We start from the raw sequence: 16,049 nt of genomic DNA, 5'->3' as shown, positions 1-16,049 counted from the left end.
TGTACTCATGGCAGTCGCTCCGCTGCTCGCAGGCGCGCGCTCCTGCTCCGTGGGTTGACCTGAACTTCCTCGGGATCCGGTCGCACCGGCTTGCGGGTGAGGATCCGCAGCCGCGGCTGTTGCCCGCACACGCAGACCGGCACACCAGGTGGGCAGCGGCACGGTTGCGCCTCCGCCCGCAGGAACTGCTTTACTAGCCGATCCTCGAGCGAGTGGAAGGAGATCACCACCAGCCTGCCGCCCGGTCGAAGGAGCTCGACTGACGCGGCGAGACCCGCTTCCAGCGCCTCCAGTTCCTGATTCACCGCGATTCGCAGTGCCTGGAAGGTCTGCGTCGCGGGATGGATACCGCGGCGACGGCCCACGACGCGGCTCACGATCTCCGCAAGCTGCCCGGTCGTCTCGATCGGCGCACGCTGCCGCGCCTCTACGATGGCCCGAGCAATCCGGCGCGCTCGTGGCTCCTCCCCGTACTTGGTAAGCAACTCGGCCAGCCGATCGACAGGCCAAGTATTGACGATGACCGAGGCAGGCTGGCCGCGTGTGGGGTCGAAGCGCATGTCGAGCGGCCCGCTGAGCTGGAAGGAGAAACCACGGCTGGGGGCGGCGAGCTGGAACGAGGAGAGACCGAGGTCGAAGAGTATCCCATCGACCTCGACAAAGCCGCGGACGCGCGCCAGCTCGGCGAGCGCGGCGAAGTTACCCTGGCAGGGAACGACCCGGCCTGGGAACTCGCGCGCCAGCGCTTCGGCCCGCGCGATCGCCTCGGGATCAGCATCGATCGCCAGTACTACGCCGTCCGGGGAGCTGGCCTCCAGGATCGCCCGAGTGTGCCCTCCCCCACCGAACGTCGCGTCGATATAGCGCCCTCCAGGCCGCACGGCCAGTAGCTCGATCGCCGGTCGGAGCAGCACCGGCCGGTGGAGCGACGATCCTCCTGACCCGGCCCGCGGCGCCTCAGGGTAGATTGTGGTGATGACCCTCTCGCGCATCGTCCTGCTCCGTGCTGTTGCCGGGGAAGGTGCGGAAGCCGAGGATCTCCCGGCCGCCGAGTGCCGCACGCTAGATCAGCGTTGCCAGGCGCTGGGCGATCGAGGCACCCTCGCGCTCGATCATCTCCGCCTGAGCCGACCAGGCGGACGGGCTCCAGATCTCGACGTAGGTGTTCACGCCGACCACGACGGCATCGCGCTCCAGCCCGGCGTAATCGCGCAGCTCCGGGGGAAGCAGGATGCGCCCCTGGCGGTCGAACTGGACTACGGTCGCCTCAGCGAAGACCATGCGCCGGAAGGTGCGGGCGTCCGGATCGCTGATCGACAGCGCGGAGACCTTCTCGGCCAGCGGGCGCCAAGCAGCCATCGGATAGAGCGTGAGACAGCGGTCGATACCGCGAGTCAGGACAGCTTCGCCTCCGAAGAGGTCGCGAAACCGGGCCGGAATCGCGAGACGGCCCTTTTCGTCGATCGTGTGGCTATAGCGGCCGAGAAACATCGCAGGTCGAGTCCCGTTCGTCTGCCCGGCGCTGGTACCGCGAGGCATCTGTCCATGCCGGCCCGATCGCGGGGAGCATCGTTCGCCCGCGCGGTGAGGAGATCGGGAATGCCAGCGAGGAGACACCCGGTCTTAGGAGGCCCATCCCCCACCCGGCCACCCTGTTTTCCACAGTGGTCCCCACTTATCCCCACCTTCCCCCACCGTTGTCCACAATGATACATACGTACACCCCCCGGCGCAATGATCTTCTGTCAACTCATCGGTGTTCGTACAAAGCGTCCGGACACCCGGCGGCTTCCGCCACCAGGCATCCGCCCCGGAGAGGGGAAAGCGAAACAGCCGGGAGAGAGCGTCAGGGGGCAGGTACCTGAGGGCACATCACACGCGGTTCCTTGCGCGCTGCTCCGGTTTGCTCGTGGCGGCCGGCACCTTGCTAGAGCGCGTCGCCACTGCGTGAAACCGTTGGATCCTCAGGGCGAGCACAACGCCGGCTGGCCGGCCGCGCCAGCGCAGGATCAGATCTCCACGCTTCATCCGCCGCGCCCGGTTGCAGCTTCCGAGCCAGCCTCCCCAGCCGGCTCGATGACCACGAGGAGCGCGCCCGGCTGCACCGTCTGCCCTGGCACAATCTCGACCGCTCGCACCATCCCGCCGTGGGGAGCGGTGATCTCGTTTTCCATCTTCATGGCTTCGATCACGCAGAGGAGCGCGCCGGCCTCGACCCGAGCCCCTTGCTCCACCGCCACGCGCAGCACAGTGCCCTGGATCGGACTTCGCACCTCGTCGCGACTTCCGGACCGCAGGGTTGCCGGTCGGGTCGACGGTAGCCGCGCGCGCCGGGACGGGACCGGGTTAGCAGAGGATGGCGCGTAGATACGCACATCGAAGCGCCTGCCTGCAACCTCGACGATATAGGACTCGCCGACGTGATGATCTTGCGACCGGGAATCGCTGCCCCCTACGCGCTGCTCCAGCCCATCCAACACCTCCGGGTGTCGTGTCAGAAAGCCCGTGTCGTAGTCACCACCGATGAAGGTCGGGTGCTCGACGACGCGCGCGTGAAACGGCAGGGTCGTCGGCAATCCCTCGACCGAGAAATCCGCAAGCGCCCGGCGCAGCCGGGCGAGCGCTTCATCGCGGTCTCGCCCCCATACGACTAGCTTGGCGAGCAGCGAGTCGTACTGCGGCAGCACTTCGTAACCTGGTTCCACCGCGCCATCCACCCGCACGCCGAAACCGGCCGGCAGCCGGCAGGCGGCCACCGTTCCGGGAGCAGGCGCAAAGGCGTGGGCCGGATCCTCGGCGTTGATCCGGCATTCGATGGCATGCCCGGTGAAGCCGACCGGCTCGCTGAACGAGAGCGGCCGGCCCAGCGCAACCAGGATCTGCTCCTTGACCAGGTCGATGCCGGTGATCTCCTCGGTCACGGGATGCTCCACCTGGATGCGGGTATTCATCTCCAGGAAGTAGAACTCGCCGTCCTGGTAAAGGAATTCGACCGTCCCAGCATTGACGTAGCCCACCTGGCACGCTAGCCGCGTGGCGGCGGCACACATGCGCGCGCGGGTCTCTTGGCCGAGCGCCGGTGAGGGCGCCTCCTCGATCAGCTTCTGGTGCCGGCGCTGGATCGAGCAGTCCCGCTCGCCGAGCGCCACGACCGCGCCGTGCGCATCGGCGAACACCTGGATCTCGATGTGCCGCGGACGCTCGAAGTAGCGCTCGGTGTAGACAGCAGGATTGCCGAAATAGCGCTCCGCCTCTCCACTCGCACCGAGCCAGGCCGCCTCGACCTCGTCCGGCCCCCAGGCCACCCGGAAACCCCGCCCGCCGCCGCCCGCTGCGGCCTTGATCGCGATCGGGTACCCGTGAGTGTCGCCGAACGCCCGCGCCTCCTCGACCGTCACCGGCCCGCTGGTCCCGGGAACGACCGGCACCCCCGCCTCAGCCGCCACGCGGCGCGCCGCGACCTTGTCCCCCATCAGCGCGATCGCCCCTGGCGGCGGGCCGACGAAGACCAACCCGCTGTCCGCGCAGGCTCGGGCGAAGTCCGGATTCTCGGCTAGGAAGCCGTAGCCTGGGTGCACGGCATCAACACCAGCCCGCCGGGCCACGTCCAGCAGCGCCTCGATGTCGAGGTACGGCAGCGGGGCCACCGAGGGGATGCGCCAGGCCTCGTCGGCATAGCGCACGTGTGGAGCCTGCTGCTCGCCCTCGCCGTAGACGGCCACGCAGCGGATACCTAGCTCGCGGCAGGCGCGCATGACGCGCAGCGCGATCTCCCCGCGGTTGGCCACCAGCAGCTTCGTCACCCGGCTCATGCTCTCCGGCATACACGCGCGGGCACGGAACGCCCTCCCCTTCCCGATCTCGACAGTTCAAGCACGTCCATCTCCACCCGGTTCACTGGCCCTTCGGAGTGACGCCCTCACGCCTAGAGCGAACCATGACTGGAGCCCACCCCTTCCGATCGAGCGACCTCTCGCCACCCGGCGGTCGGCCGCCACCGGCTGGCCACGCGGCCTTCACGCCGCCAGCGCTCGGCCGACCACGCTGCACCCGCGCTCACGCCCCTAGTCGAGCGGTGACGACGGAGCGCCACGAGCAGAGCAGCCAGCTCGACCGGCTCGGGCTCCGGCTGGACACGAAGTCTGAGCTCGGTGTCTCCCACCGTCATCCAGCGCTGCTCCGTCACAGCGGGATGTTCCCGTGCTTGCGGGCCGGCCGGCTCACTCGCTTCTCCCGGGCGACCCGCAGCGCGCGGATCAGCCAGGGGCGGGTCTGCCGCGGCAGGATCACGTCGTCGACGAAGCCGCGAGCCGCGGCCTGATATGGGGTGGCGAACTGCTGCTCGTACTCGGAGACCAGCTCCCGCCGGCGAGACTCGGGATCTGCGGCGGCTTCCAGCTCGCGCCGGAAGAGCAGGTTTACCGCTGCTTCCGGGCCCATCACCGCGATCTCGGCAGTCGGCCAAGCGAGGTTGAAGTCCGAGCGCAGCGCGCGCGACGCCATCACCACGTAGGCGCCACCGTAGGCCTTGCGAGTGATCACAGTGAGCTTCGGTACCGTGGCCTCGCAGTAGGCGTAGAGCAGCTTGGAGCCATGGCGGATGATCCCCCCGTACTCCTGCTGAGTGCCAGGGAGGAAGCCCGGCACGTCCACCAGCGTGATCAGCGGGATGTTGAAGGCGTCGCAGAAGCGCACGAACCGCGCCGCCTTCACCGAGGCATCGATGTCGAGCGTGCCGGCCAGCACCCGAGGCTGGTTCGCGACGATGCCGACCGGATGGCCATCCAGACGAGCGAAGCCAATGATGATGTTCTGCGCCCAGGCCGGCTGCACCTCGAAGAACTCACCGTCATCCACGATCCGGGCGATGACCTCGTGCATGTCATAGGGCTTGCTGCTGATCTCGGGCACCAGGTCGTCGAGTGCCGGGTCTTCGCGCTCCGGGGCGTCGCTCGGCGTCACGTATGGCGGGTCTTCCAGGTTGTTCGACGGCAGAAAGCTCAGGAGCGCACGCACCTGCTGGAAGAGCTCGTCTTCATCGTCGGCAGCGAAGTGCGCCACCCCACTCAAGCTGGTGTGCGTCTCCGCGCCGCCGAGCTGCTCGTGGGTGACCTCCTCGCCAGTCACCGTGCGGATCACGTCCGGCCCGGTAATGAACATTTGCGAGATGCCGCGGACCATGAAGACGAAGTCGGTCATGGCCGGCGAGTAGACCGCTCCGCCGGCACAGGGACCGGCGATGATCGAGATCTGAGGGATCACGCCCGAGGCCTGGACGTTACGGTAGAAGACCTCACCGTACCCGGCCAGCCCCTCGACCCCCTCCTGGATCCGGGCACCGGCCGAGTCGTTGATCCCGATGATCGGGCAGCCGATCTTGAGCGCGAGATCCATCACCTTCACCATCTTGGCGGCGAAGGCCTCACCCAGGCTGCCACCGAAGACGGTGAAGTCCTGCGAGAAGACGGCCACGGTGCGGCCATCGATCGTGCCGTAGCCGGTGACCACGCCGTCCCCGTAGGGGCGACGACGCTCCATCCCGAAGAAGGTGGAGCGATGCTGGACCAGCGCGTCGAGCTCCATGAACGAGCCAGGGTCGAGCAGGTGCTCGATCCGCTCCCGGGCAGTGAGCTTGCCCCTCTCGTGCTGCCGGCGCGCCGCCTCCGCCTCCTGCGCCGCGATCTCCGCCCGGATCGCCTCCAGGCGTTCCCGCTTGCTGCCGATCTCCCGCAACGTCGTCCACCCTCCAGCAGGCCCCCTGTGCCGCGCTCGCGCCTATCATAGCAGCGCCCGTCGGCGACGCGACGGAACGTCAACGCCGTCGCCCAGCTCCTCGCTCCGCCGGTTCGAAGCGACTCCCGTGCGTTCACTCCTCCGGCCGCCGTAGGTCGAGCGCTCGGGCCGCCTGGAGCGTTCGCGGGGGAGCCGGGAGCGGAGCCGGCACCGGGGGCCTCGGCATCAGGCGGCTGCTCTCGCCCGTGGCAGCAGTAGTACAGCGCGAGCGCGAGGCAGACGAAGGCCAGCAGGCCCAGCCCGAAATGGCTGAGCGAGACCGGGTCATCGAAGCGCGGCACCAGGCCGGTAGGCACGAGCGCGGCGAGGGCGGCATAGATCGCGCCCGCGAGCAGGGCGAGCGCGAGCAATCAGCGCCGCGAGCGCCCGCGCGTCACCAGCGACGCGCCGACGAGCGCATAGACGAGCCCCGCACCGCCCAGCCCGATCACGTACCAGCGTGCGGCGACGAGCGCCTCGCCCATCCCACCAGCAGGTGACCGGCCGTAGCCAAGCCGACCCAACCGATAAGCGCCAGCACGACCAGGCAGGCGGCCCCCCGGCGAGGCGCAGCAACGTTCCACGATGGTCCACCGAAACCGCACACCTCCATCCGGGCCAAGCAAGTTCTCACCTTACCGGCTCACCTGGAGGTGCCAGCCACGCCAGTACCAGCCCGCCAACCCGAGGCACAGCACCGCGATGGCCGCGTCGATGCCGACACTCAGGTGAAGAAGCCACTCCCAGCGCGGAATGCCGAGCGCGCACGGCACCGCGGTCAGCCCGATCAGCCGAAGGTAGTGCAGCTCAGGCCGGGCGTACACGAGCCCGATTGCGAGCGGGCTGGGGAGGTAGGCCCAGGGACGGCGGACACCGAGCAGCAGGAGCAACCCCGCAAGCAGCAGGGGCAAGTCGAGGATGACGATGAAGGGGGCCAGCTCGCGCCCGCGCCACTCGCCGCACTCGTAGACCTCCAGCGGCAGCACGCGCACCAGGCTCACCGCGTGGTAGCCGAGCCAGGCCAGAACGACCCAGCCGATAGCCCGAAGACCAGTATGCACCCGTGGCGTCATCCTCCGGCCTCCGTCCGCTGTCGCCCGTTGCTCCCTCCCCTCGCCGCCGGTCGCACTGTCCCCGGATCGAGGATCGATCCGGGGGTATGGATTGCCCTAAGATGGCCTACCAGTAGCGCATGGCGGCGCGGAAAATCTCCCCGAGCTCCTTCTCGCCGACAGGTCGAGGCGAGCCGACCAGGATGCGCTGCTGCTTGAGCGTCCCCTCGACCAGCCCTGGCAGGTCACGCTCGCTGTACCCAAGCTCCTCCAGGCCGTTGGGAATGCCGAGATCGCGCATAAGCTGCTTGATGGCATCAGCCAGCGCATCCGCCGCCTCGCGCACCGGCATACCGCGAGTCTCCACGCCGAGGATCGCTGCCACCTCCGCGTGGCGCTCAGGCCAGGCCGGGGCGGTGAAGCGGAAGGCGGCCGGCGCGTTGATGATCACCGAGAGGCCATGCGGCACCAGCGGCTCGTCCACGTCGTAATCCGGCGGGAAGTAGTCCCGCACCATACCCGCCACTGGATACGACATGGCGTGCGGAATATGCACGCCTGAGTTCCCGAAGCCGATGCCGGCGAAGGTGCTGGCCAGGGCCATGTAGCTGCGCGCCTCGAGATCGAGCGGGTTGAATACCGCCCGGCGCAGGTACCGAGCGCACCACTCGATGGCCTGGCGGCACCAGAGATCCGAGATGGGGTTCGAGCCGATATAGATCGGTCGCTCAGCCGGGTTTTCGACCGCCGGCCGCACGTTGTACGGCCGCGCGGTATAGGACTCGATCGCGTGACACAGCACGTCGAAGCCGGCGCAGGCAGTGACCATGGGTGGGCAGGACAACGTGTTGAGCGGGTCGATGATGGCGAGCGTGGGGCGGATGTAGCGATGGGAGATGCCGGTCTTGACCTTGAGCTGCAGCAGGTCGAGCACGATGACGGCCGTCGTTTCGCTCCCGGTGCCGGAGGTGGTCGGGAGAGCGATGTGCGGCTTGAGCGGGCCTGGCACCGGCTTCCCCTGGCCGATCGGCTTGTTGATGTAGTCTATCAGCTCGCCAGGGTGAGTGGAGAAGAGGTTCATCGCCTTAGCGGTATCGATGGTGCTGCCGCCGCCGAGCGAGATGAACGCTTCGGGCTGGGTCTTGCGAGCGTAGGCGATCGCCTCGTTGATCGATCGGTCGGTCGGCTCCACATGGACGTCATCGTAGACGTCGAGCTCCACCCCAGCGTCGCGGACGATCCGCTCCAGCTTCTCGACCAAGCCGAACTGCCGCAGATTGCGATCGGCCACGAGGAGAGCGCGGCGCACGCCGAGCCGGTTCAGCTCGTACCCGAGCTCTTGCGAGGCGCCGAGCCCGAAACGGATGGGCACACTGTCGAGCGCGATGACAGTCTCGGTCGGGATCAAGCTGTCGCGCGGCATGGTGCTTCCCCTTTCCTGCCGGCGGCGCCGGCTTGGCCGCTCGATGCGCGCGGCCGTCTCTCGGCGGAGTAGCCTGGGATTGCTTGCTGCCCTAGTGTACCGCAGTTCGGGAACTCGCCAGCCGATCGAGACGTCTCACCACTGGCCCATCCAGTGGCCCAGGCGCGTGGCTCGGGCCGAGCCGTGCTGTCCACGAGTCTCGCACCCATAGGTGACAGGCGTCGATCACCTAGACTGGCAGGCCCCGGCACTAGAGCCAGTCGATCGCCTTGAAGATGGTGAACAAGGACACCCCGAGCACCACCATCAGCGCGGTCGCGAACTCGAAACCCAGGGGCCAGTCTTCGGAGGGAGTTAGATGGAAGTTCATCCCGTAGATGCCGGCGATGAGCGCGAGCGACATCAAGATGATGCTCCAGGCGGTCAGCGTTCGCATCACCTTGTTGAGATTGTTCGACACGACCGAGAGATACGCATCGAGCGCGCTGGCCAACAAGTCCCGGTAGGTATCGATCGCGTCGGTTACGCGCAGGATGTGGTCGTAGACGTCCTGAAAGTACACGGCGGTGTCTGGCCCGAGTAGCTCGATATCGCGCCGGGTGAGCAGGTTGAGCACATCGCGCTCCGGCCCGACGACCCGGCGCAGCGCCAGCAAGCCCTTGCGAAGCTGGAAGAGTTCCTCGAGCGCCTGCGGATCATTGCCCTGGAAGATCGCCTCCTCCAGCCTGTCCGTACGGTCGGCCAGCGTGTCGAGGATGGGAAAGTAGTTGTCGACGATGGTATCGAGCAGGGTGTAGAGAAGCAGCGCGACACGCTGTTTCGACTCCGCTATCTGGTCAGCCTGCTCGCGCCAGCGCTCAGCGATCGCCTCGATCTCCGGGCACGGCTCATGGTGCGCGGTGACGAGATAGTTCTTGCCGATGAACAGGGACAGTTCCTGCGTGGCGAAGAGTTGCCCCTCTCCGCCGGCCCGCACCGCGTAAAAGACCAGGAAGAGATAGTCCTCGTAGAGGTCGAGCTTCGGACGCTCGTGGCGCCGGCGCGCGTCCTCGAGCGCGAGCGGGTGGAATCCGAACTCGCGCCGGAGCAGCTCGAAGTCGCGCTCTGTCGGGTCCTGCAGGTCGATCCAGAGAAGATGGCGCGGATCAGCGACGATGGCGTCGAGATCGTCGAGCGAAACTTCCCCTGCTCGTCGCTCGTTGCCCGTCAACAGCTCCAGCCGGATCACGGCTGCCCTCGCCTCCGGTCATTTCCTCCGGCGTTCTGCGCGAACGCAAGCATAGCCGTTCGCTCCCTCGCTCTCAAGCGGGCCGCGCTCGCCTTGGCGGTCGCTTGCCGCGCTCCTACACTTAGCAGACCGAATGGAGGAGCGATGGCCGAGTCACGACAACGCGCCCAGATCCAGGTCGAGCTGACCGACATCGCCTTTCAGGGTGCGGCCATCGGGCGAGCCGATGGTCGTGTCGTGTTCGCCGACTTCGGCATCCCCGGCGAGCAGGTCGTCGTCGAGGTCGAGCGGGAACGCCGTGACTACAGCCAGGGACGAGTCGTCGCCGTGCACGTGCCCGCGGCTTCCCGCGTCGAGCCGCCCTGCCCCTACTTCGGCGAATGCGGTGGCTGCCAATGGCAGCACATCGCCTACGAGCAGCAACTCGAGTTCAAGCGGCACATCGTGCGCGAGCAACTCCGGCGGATCGGTAAGTTCGACGACCCGCCGGTCTCACCGACCGTCCCTTCGCCCGAGCCCTACGGCTACCGCAACCAGGCGCGCTTCACGGTCAGACGGGAGGGAAACCTCGGCTTCGTCTCGCGAGCGGGGCAGGGCCGCCATTTCATGCGTATCGATCGTTGCCTGATCATGCACCCGGCCATCAACGAGGTGCTGGCGGCGATCCAGGGCAAGGCACAGGTGAAGCATCAGGTCGTGATCCGCTACGGGGTACACACTGGCCAGCTTCTGGTTCAGCCCGACCTGACGCACCTGGTACCCGATATCCCGTCCGGGCAACCGTTCTACGAGGAGGAGCTGCTCGGGCGGCGGTTTCGCATTTCGGCCTCTTCGTTCTTTCAGACGAACACCCGCCAGGCCGAGCGGCTGGTCGAACTCGTGCGCGAGCGGATCGATCCGAAGGGCCATGAGGTGGTGGTCGACGCCTACGCCGGTGTCGGCACCTTTGCGGTGCTCCTCGCCCCCTCGGTTCGACGAGTCGTCGCGATCGAGGAGTCCCCCTCGGCGGCCGAGGACGCTCAGCACAACATGCAGGGGCTCCAGAACATCGAGTACGTGTGCGCGAAGGTGGAGGACGTGCTCGGCGAGCTCGAGGTGACGCCCGACGTCGTGATCCTCGACCCGCCCCGGGTAGGATGCCATCCGCGCGCGCTCGACGCCGTCCTCGAGCTGCGGCCACGGCGGCTGATCTACGTCTCCTGCGACCCCTCGACCCTGGCACGCGACCTGCGGCGGCTCTGCGACGACGGTTATCGCTTGCTCGACGTCACGCCGCTCGACATGTTCCCGCAGACGTACCACATCGAGTCCGTAGCCACACTGGAGCTGGCGTGAGACGCGCTCCTGTCCTCGTCCTGGCTTCGGCTTCGCCGCGGCGGCGCGAGCTCCTCGGCCGCCTCGGCGTGGCCTTCGACGTCGACCCGGCCGGCATCCCGGAGGAGTTGCCCGCTCAGGACTCGAGAGCGGAGCGCGTCGCTCGCCGGCTGGCGCGCGCCAAGGCGCTCGCCGTGGCGGCTCGCTACCCGGCGCTCCCCGTCCTGGCCGCCGACACAGTCGTCGTCCGCAGCGGCCGGCTGCTCAGCAAGCCGGTGGACGAGGCCGAGGCCTGGTCGATGCTGCGGGAGCTGCGCGGCCGCTGGCACCGGGTCATCACCGCGGTCGCAGTCGCGAGAGGTCGACGCATCTGGGTCGGTCACGCCGTGACCTGGGTGCGGATGCGCGAGTACAGCGACCACGAGATCGCAGCTTCGATCGCTCGCGGCGACCCCTTCGACAAGGCCGGCGCCTATGCCATCCAGGACGAGCGTTTCCATCCAGTTGCCGAATACCGCGGCTGCTACTGCAACGTCGTCGGCCTGCCGCTCGGGACGGTAATCGACCTGCTCAGGCGCGCAGGAATCGCTGTGTGCCCATCGCCAGAGCGCCTGCCACCCGAGTGCACTTGCTGCCCGTTGCTCGCGAGCGTACGCTCCAGGCGCGGGCTGGATACGGGATCCTGAGGTCGCCGATCGTCCGGTTGCGCAAACAGCGGGACAGCCTGCCTCGATGCCGGTCGCCGCTTCAGAGGACGCGCACGCGCCAGAGGATGAACAGGATCGCTGCCCAGACGACGGCGATGCCGGTCAGACCAGCGATTCCTCCAGCGATGGCCGTCAGGGGGATGGCCAAACCGAGCGTAATCGCGAGGGCGCCGACCTGTCGCTGGTCGAGCCGGCCCGGCGTGCCTCGCTGGGCGAGCCGTTCTTCGACTTTGGCTTCGATGAGCGGCTCGAGACGCTCCAGCAAGGAGGCCGCGACCGCATCGCTGTAACCCGGACCGAGCTCGCGGAGAGCATCCATGTGCAGGCCGATCTCTTGCTGGATGTCGGGATTCGCTGGCGAGGTTTTGGACTGGACTGGCTTTCCCGCCATAGCCGGCGACCTCTCTGACGAATGCGGGATCCGACGGGCCTGAACTCCCGTCAGAGGTCATTATGGATGTGTGACCGAGCTATGGCAATGGCCGTCCGCGATCGCAACTCCATGCCCAGGAGAACCCCCGCTGGGGAACAGGAGCGTAGCCAGCGCCGGCAGGATCCGCCTGTGGCCCGCACGTCGCCGGGCCCCATTTCTCCGGCACCCGCGGTATCCTTCGCATAGCCCGGCGAGCGACGAGGGGACCGGCGCTGCTACTTGGATGAGCGACGACGCCGGCCTTTGCAGCCTGGCTGGTCAGGGAGCGGCATGGTCGGGGCCCGCGAGCCAACACGCCTCGCCCTGGGTGCTATCGGCGGAATCGGCGAGGTACTGTATCGGCGCGGCGTTTCCAATATCTCTTCGCCAGGTGGTCATGCGCCCGCGGTCAGACCTCTCTTCATCCAAGTGTGCAAGAGGCGCTCGCTGGGTAGCGCTGGGGTTTGCCCTATTCCTCATCCTGGCGCTGCTGCCACCGCTGCTCCTCGCCCTCGAAAGCCAGGTTGAGCGAAACGTCGAGGGGGCTGATGAACTCGCAACGCCCCAGCCGCTGTCCCCTACACCTCCTTCGCTGGAAGGCTCGCGATCGCCTGGGCCTTCACCCGAGGCCGATCCGGCGATCACTCCTATATCGGCCGTGATTCCAACCCCGACGCCCAGCGCCACCTCTACGGCACCCGCACCGACCGCAGTGCCGTGGGCAGCCGGTCGATCGACCCAGCCTTCACCGGCAACAGCATCGCCAACGGTTACTCCAGCGATCCCTGCGGAGACTCCCAGACCGGCCTTCATGGCGGATTTGCCCATGGCGCGGTGCTGGGAACCGTCCGAGCTCCGGTACGATCCCCAGCTCGAGGCATTGATCGAGCAGGCGCTCGGGCCGGATGCCGGCCGGTACGGGGTCGTCGTCCGCAATCTGACCAGCGGCACCGAAGCCGCCGTGCAGCCGGACAAGGTTTTCTATGCTGCCAGCCTGTACAAGCTCGCTGTCCTCTACGAGGTCTACCGCCAGGAGCGCCAAGGACGCCTCGCCTTCTCCGAGTCGCTCACGATCACCGAGGAGGCAGCAGAGCAGGATCTCGGGACCCTGGCGCTGCTCGGCTGGTCGGCCGGCTCGGTCATCACGGTGAGCCAGGCTGTCGAGGCGATGATCACGGTCAGCGATAACGCCTCGGCAGTGCTCCTGGCAGATCTCGTAGGCTGGCACAACGTCGATCAGGGGTTGCGAGAGCTGGGCCTGCGCTCGATGCGGGTCAACGACCCGGCGCTGCCGGTGACTGCCGCAGACCTGGCCCGGCTGCTCGAACGGATGGCCTGCGGTCGAGCGGTTGACGAGCAGGCCAGCCGGGAGATGATCGGTCTGCTTACCCGGCAGCGTGTGCGGGATCGCCTGCCGGCCCTGCTGCCGGAGAGCGTCATCGTGGCCAACAAGACGGGCAACTGGGAGAACGCCACGCACGACGCCGGGATCGTGTACTCGCCCGGCGCCACCTACGTGATCGTCGTGCTCTCGGAGACAGCCTGGCAATCGGAGCCGATCGCTCGACTCTCGGCCGCGGTCTACGCCTACTTCAACCCGAGTACCGAGATCGAGGGTGGCCTAGAGCGCGGAAGCGAACATGAGTTCACATCAAGCCCGGAAGCTTCAACCCTAGCCCGCCGGTGATCGCGCCGAGCTTCTGGGACGCCTGTTCCTCGGCTCGCTTCATCGCCTCGTTGATCGCGGCGACGATCATATCCTCCAGCAGCTCGACATCGTCGGGATCGAGCACGGAAGGATCGATCTTGACCCGCTGCACGGCGCGCAGCCCGTTGACCTCGACCCGCACGGCGCCGCCACCGGCCGTTCCCTCGACGACAGTCGCTGCCAGCTCCTCCTGAAGTTGGGCCAGCCGGGCCTGCATCTGCTGGATCATCTTGAGGTTGGGCTGCATCGCGCACGCTCCTTCAGCGATGCTCTCTCGCCGCTCCGCTCGCAACGGCTGGAGTATAGCACTGATGAGCACGCGGGCTCGGCAGCAGCCCCGTCCAGGTCGAGGGATTCACCGGCCCTACGGCCGGCTCCGCGCGGCCGCCAGCGGTGCTCGCCGGGCCTTCAGGTGCCGCACGCGCTCGAGCATGGCCTCAGCGTTGGCGCGCGACTGCGGCGTGACCGGCAGGCCGTCGAGCATCGCGGCCAGCTCGTCGATCCGTTCCTCCTCGCTGAGGCGCGTGACCCGGGTCTCGGCAACGCCCCGCACCTCTTCCTTGGCGATTCGGAAGTGCGCCTCGGCGAAAGCAGCGATCTGCGGCAGGTGGCTGATGACGATGACCTGATGGCGGTCGGTCAGCGACCACAGTCGCTCGCCGACGACCTGCCCGCTGCGGCCACCGATCCCTACATCGACCTCGTCGAAGACCAGCGTCGCCGTCTCGTCGACCTCGGAGAGGATCGATTTGATCGCTAGCATGAGCCGGGCAGTCTCCCCACCCGATGCGATGCGCGCCAGCGGTCGAGGTTCCTGGCCAGCGTTGGGAGCGATCAGGAACTCGATCCGATCCGCGCCGGTCTCGTCCACGCCGAGCCGGTCGCCACCAGCGTTGTCCTCGCTCGACGTGCGGAAGGCCACCACGAATTCAGCTCGGCCCATGTTGAGCAGGCGCATTGCCTCCTCGACCTGGCGCTCCAGTTCCGCCGCACGCGCGCGCCGCCGCTGTGAAAGGCGCTCTGCTCGCGCCCGGATCTCCGCGGCCAGCTCATCGATCTGCGACCGTAGCCGAGCTGCTTCCTCTTCGCTGGTGTCGAGCCGCTCGAGCTCCGCCGCCGCCCGGCGGGCGTGCTCCAGGACCTCCTCGATCGTGGATCCGTACTTGCGTTTGAGCTGCTTGATCAGCGCCAGCCGGTCTTCCACGGCGGCCAGCCGTTCAGGATCGGCTTCGACCGACTCAGCGTAGCTCCGCAGCTCGCGCGCCGCCTCTTCCAGCGCATAGGTCGCCTCCAGCACCTGGCCGGCCAGCGCGCGCTGCTCGGAATCGAGCTGGCACAGCTCCTCCAGCCGCACAGTGGCCAGCCGCAGCGCGTCGACAGCCGAGAGCCCGCCTTCTCCGTCGCCACCAGCCAGCAAGCTATACGCCTCCTGGGCCAGGCTTGCCAGGCGCTCGGCGTTGGCCAGAAGAGAGCGCTCGCGAACGAGCGCCTCCTCCTCGCCCGGCTGCAACCGGGCAGCCGTGATCTCCTGCACCTGGAAACGGAGCAAGTCGACTCGTTGCGCTCGCTCGCGCTCCTCGCTCACCAGTTGGGTGTAGGCACGCCAGGCGCGGCGGTACTCGCGAACCCGCTCCGCCAGTTCCTGCCGTTCGGGCCAGGTGCCAGCGAAACGGTCGAGCAGGTCGAGCTGGGTCTCGGGCCGGAGGAGCGAGAGGTGCTCGCTCTGTCCGTGGATATCGACCAAGCGGCGACCGATCTCGGTGAGAACCGAGATCGGCACGGTCCGCCCGCACACCCGCGCGGTGCTGCGTCCAGAGGCGCTGATATCGCGGGCCAGGATCAGGAGCCCATCCTCTGGCTCGATGCCAGCCTCCTCGAGTAATGCTCGGAAGTCCTCGCGCCCGAGCAGGTCTCGGGCATCGAACACAGCTTCGACCCAGGCCTTGCTGGCGCCAGTCCGGACGAGATCCGCCGAGGCACGCGCGCCGAGCGCGGCGCCGAGCGCATCGATGATGATCGACTTGCCGGCTCCAGTCTCGCCGGTCAGCGCGTTGAGCCCCGGCTCGAAGCTCAGGCGCAGCTCGCGGATAATCGCGAGGTCACGGATTGCCAGTTCCAGGAGCATGCTGCCTCGTTTACTTGCGAACCAGCCGGCCGGCGTAGCGAGCCCGGCATGCAAGCCCAGAGCCACCGTTCGATCCGCTCAACGCAATTGTACGAGAGCGCCAGGATCGAAGCAGGAACCTCGACCCCCCGCCAGCAACCTTTGGAGATAGCGCTTGATCGACCGCGCGTCGCCGCACCATGACCGATGATGGCCTCTGGGACAGGCCGCCTGGCCCGGTTCGATTCCAAGGGCCTGACCAGGATGCGGGTCATTGCCGCACAGTGGGCCAGTACACGCCCGCGCCGCGCGGCAAACCGACCTGAGGG

The 16,049-nt window shown here is 67.7% G+C and carries 13 protein-coding genes; 3 read left to right on the top strand and 10 right to left on the bottom strand.

The genetic code is table 11. From position 1 onward, the window contains the following. Positions 1-5: 5 nt before the first annotated feature. The 7 genes from rsmH to corA form a co-directional block, all read right to left on the bottom strand. The gene (rsmH, locus tag NET02_RS07695; RefSeq protein WP_284056804.1) at positions 6-992 is read right to left on the bottom strand and encodes a 16S rRNA (cytosine(1402)-N(4))-methyltransferase RsmH; all 987 of its coding nucleotides are present in this window, start codon (positions 990-992) and stop codon (positions 6-8) included. A 70-nt stretch (positions 993-1,062) separates the two neighbouring features. After that, the gene (mraZ, locus tag NET02_RS07690) at positions 1,063-1,491 is read right to left on the bottom strand and encodes a division/cell wall cluster transcriptional repressor MraZ (RefSeq protein WP_284056803.1); all 429 of its coding nucleotides are present in this window, start codon (positions 1,489-1,491) and stop codon (positions 1,063-1,065) included. 533 nt (positions 1,492-2,024) lie between these two features. Next, on the bottom strand, positions 2,025-3,812 hold the full coding sequence (locus NET02_RS07685) for an acetyl/propionyl/methylcrotonyl-CoA carboxylase subunit alpha (protein WP_347711016.1): 1,788 nt from the start codon (positions 3,810-3,812) through the stop codon (positions 2,025-2,027). A gap of 370 nt (positions 3,813-4,182) precedes the next feature. After that, on the bottom strand, positions 4,183-5,724 hold the full coding sequence (locus NET02_RS07680; protein WP_347711022.1) for an acyl-CoA carboxylase subunit beta: 1,542 nt from the start codon (positions 5,722-5,724) through the stop codon (positions 4,183-4,185). 683 nt (positions 5,725-6,407) lie between these two features. Continuing rightward, the gene (locus NET02_RS07675) at positions 6,408-6,845 is read right to left on the bottom strand and encodes a hypothetical protein (protein ID WP_284056800.1); all 438 of its coding nucleotides are present in this window, start codon (positions 6,843-6,845) and stop codon (positions 6,408-6,410) included. A gap of 106 nt (positions 6,846-6,951) precedes the next feature. Continuing rightward, on the bottom strand, positions 6,952-8,247 hold the full coding sequence (locus NET02_RS07670; RefSeq protein ID WP_284056799.1) for a hydroxyacid-oxoacid transhydrogenase: 1,296 nt from the start codon (positions 8,245-8,247) through the stop codon (positions 6,952-6,954). Between the two features lie 250 nt (positions 8,248-8,497). Then, a complete protein-coding gene (gene corA / locus NET02_RS07665) occupies positions 8,498-9,475 on the bottom strand; it encodes a magnesium/cobalt transporter CorA (RefSeq protein ID WP_284056798.1) in 978 nt (325 codons plus the stop codon). Between the two features lie 144 nt (positions 9,476-9,619). Between corA and rlmD the strand changes: the two genes are divergently transcribed. Then, positions 9,620-10,810, top strand: coding sequence for a 23S rRNA (uracil(1939)-C(5))-methyltransferase RlmD (gene rlmD / locus NET02_RS07660; RefSeq protein WP_284056797.1), 1,191 nt, complete (start codon positions 9,620-9,622; stop codon positions 10,808-10,810). Next, positions 10,807-11,475 (top strand): Maf family protein, encoded by a 669-nt coding sequence (locus NET02_RS07655; RefSeq protein ID WP_284056796.1) that lies wholly within the window; start codon positions 10,807-10,809, stop codon positions 11,473-11,475. Before rlmD ends, NET02_RS07655 begins: the two co-directional genes overlap by 4 nt. 61 nt (positions 11,476-11,536) lie before the next feature. Here NET02_RS07655 and NET02_RS07650 read toward each other — a convergent pair whose 3' ends face one another. Continuing rightward, positions 11,537-11,887 carry a hypothetical protein gene (locus NET02_RS07650; protein ID WP_284056795.1) on the bottom strand — a complete coding sequence of 117 codons (351 nt, stop codon included), beginning with the start codon at positions 11,885-11,887 and terminating at the stop codon, positions 11,537-11,539. 847 nt (positions 11,888-12,734) lie between these two features. On the opposite strand from NET02_RS07650, the gene NET02_RS07645 reads away from it, so the two are divergent. Next, positions 12,735-13,595 carry a serine hydrolase gene (locus tag NET02_RS07645; RefSeq protein ID WP_284056794.1) on the top strand — a complete coding sequence of 287 codons (861 nt, stop codon included), beginning with the start codon at positions 12,735-12,737 and terminating at the stop codon, positions 13,593-13,595. Here the strand turns inward: NET02_RS07645 and NET02_RS07640 are convergent. Both NET02_RS07640 and recN read right to left on the bottom strand, forming a co-directional pair. Next, positions 13,555-13,863, bottom strand: a complete 309-nt coding sequence (locus NET02_RS07640) for a YbaB/EbfC family nucleoid-associated protein (protein WP_284056793.1) — start codon at positions 13,861-13,863, stop codon at positions 13,555-13,557. The two genes, NET02_RS07645 and NET02_RS07640, sit on opposite strands and share 41 nt — an antisense overlap. A gap of 117 nt (positions 13,864-13,980) precedes the next feature. Further along, positions 13,981-15,807, bottom strand: coding sequence for a DNA repair protein RecN (recN, locus tag NET02_RS07635; RefSeq protein WP_284056792.1), 1,827 nt, complete (start codon positions 15,805-15,807; stop codon positions 13,981-13,983). Positions 15,808-16,049: the final 242 nt, after the last annotated feature.

The sequence above is a fragment of the Thermalbibacter longus genome, assembly GCF_023806485.1.
GTDB lineage: Bacteria > Chloroflexota > Chloroflexia > Thermomicrobiales > Thermomicrobiaceae > Thermalbibacter > Thermalbibacter longus.
The sequence above is the reverse complement of the archived record's forward strand: the minus strand, read 5'-3'. Positions and strand labels throughout refer to the sequence as shown.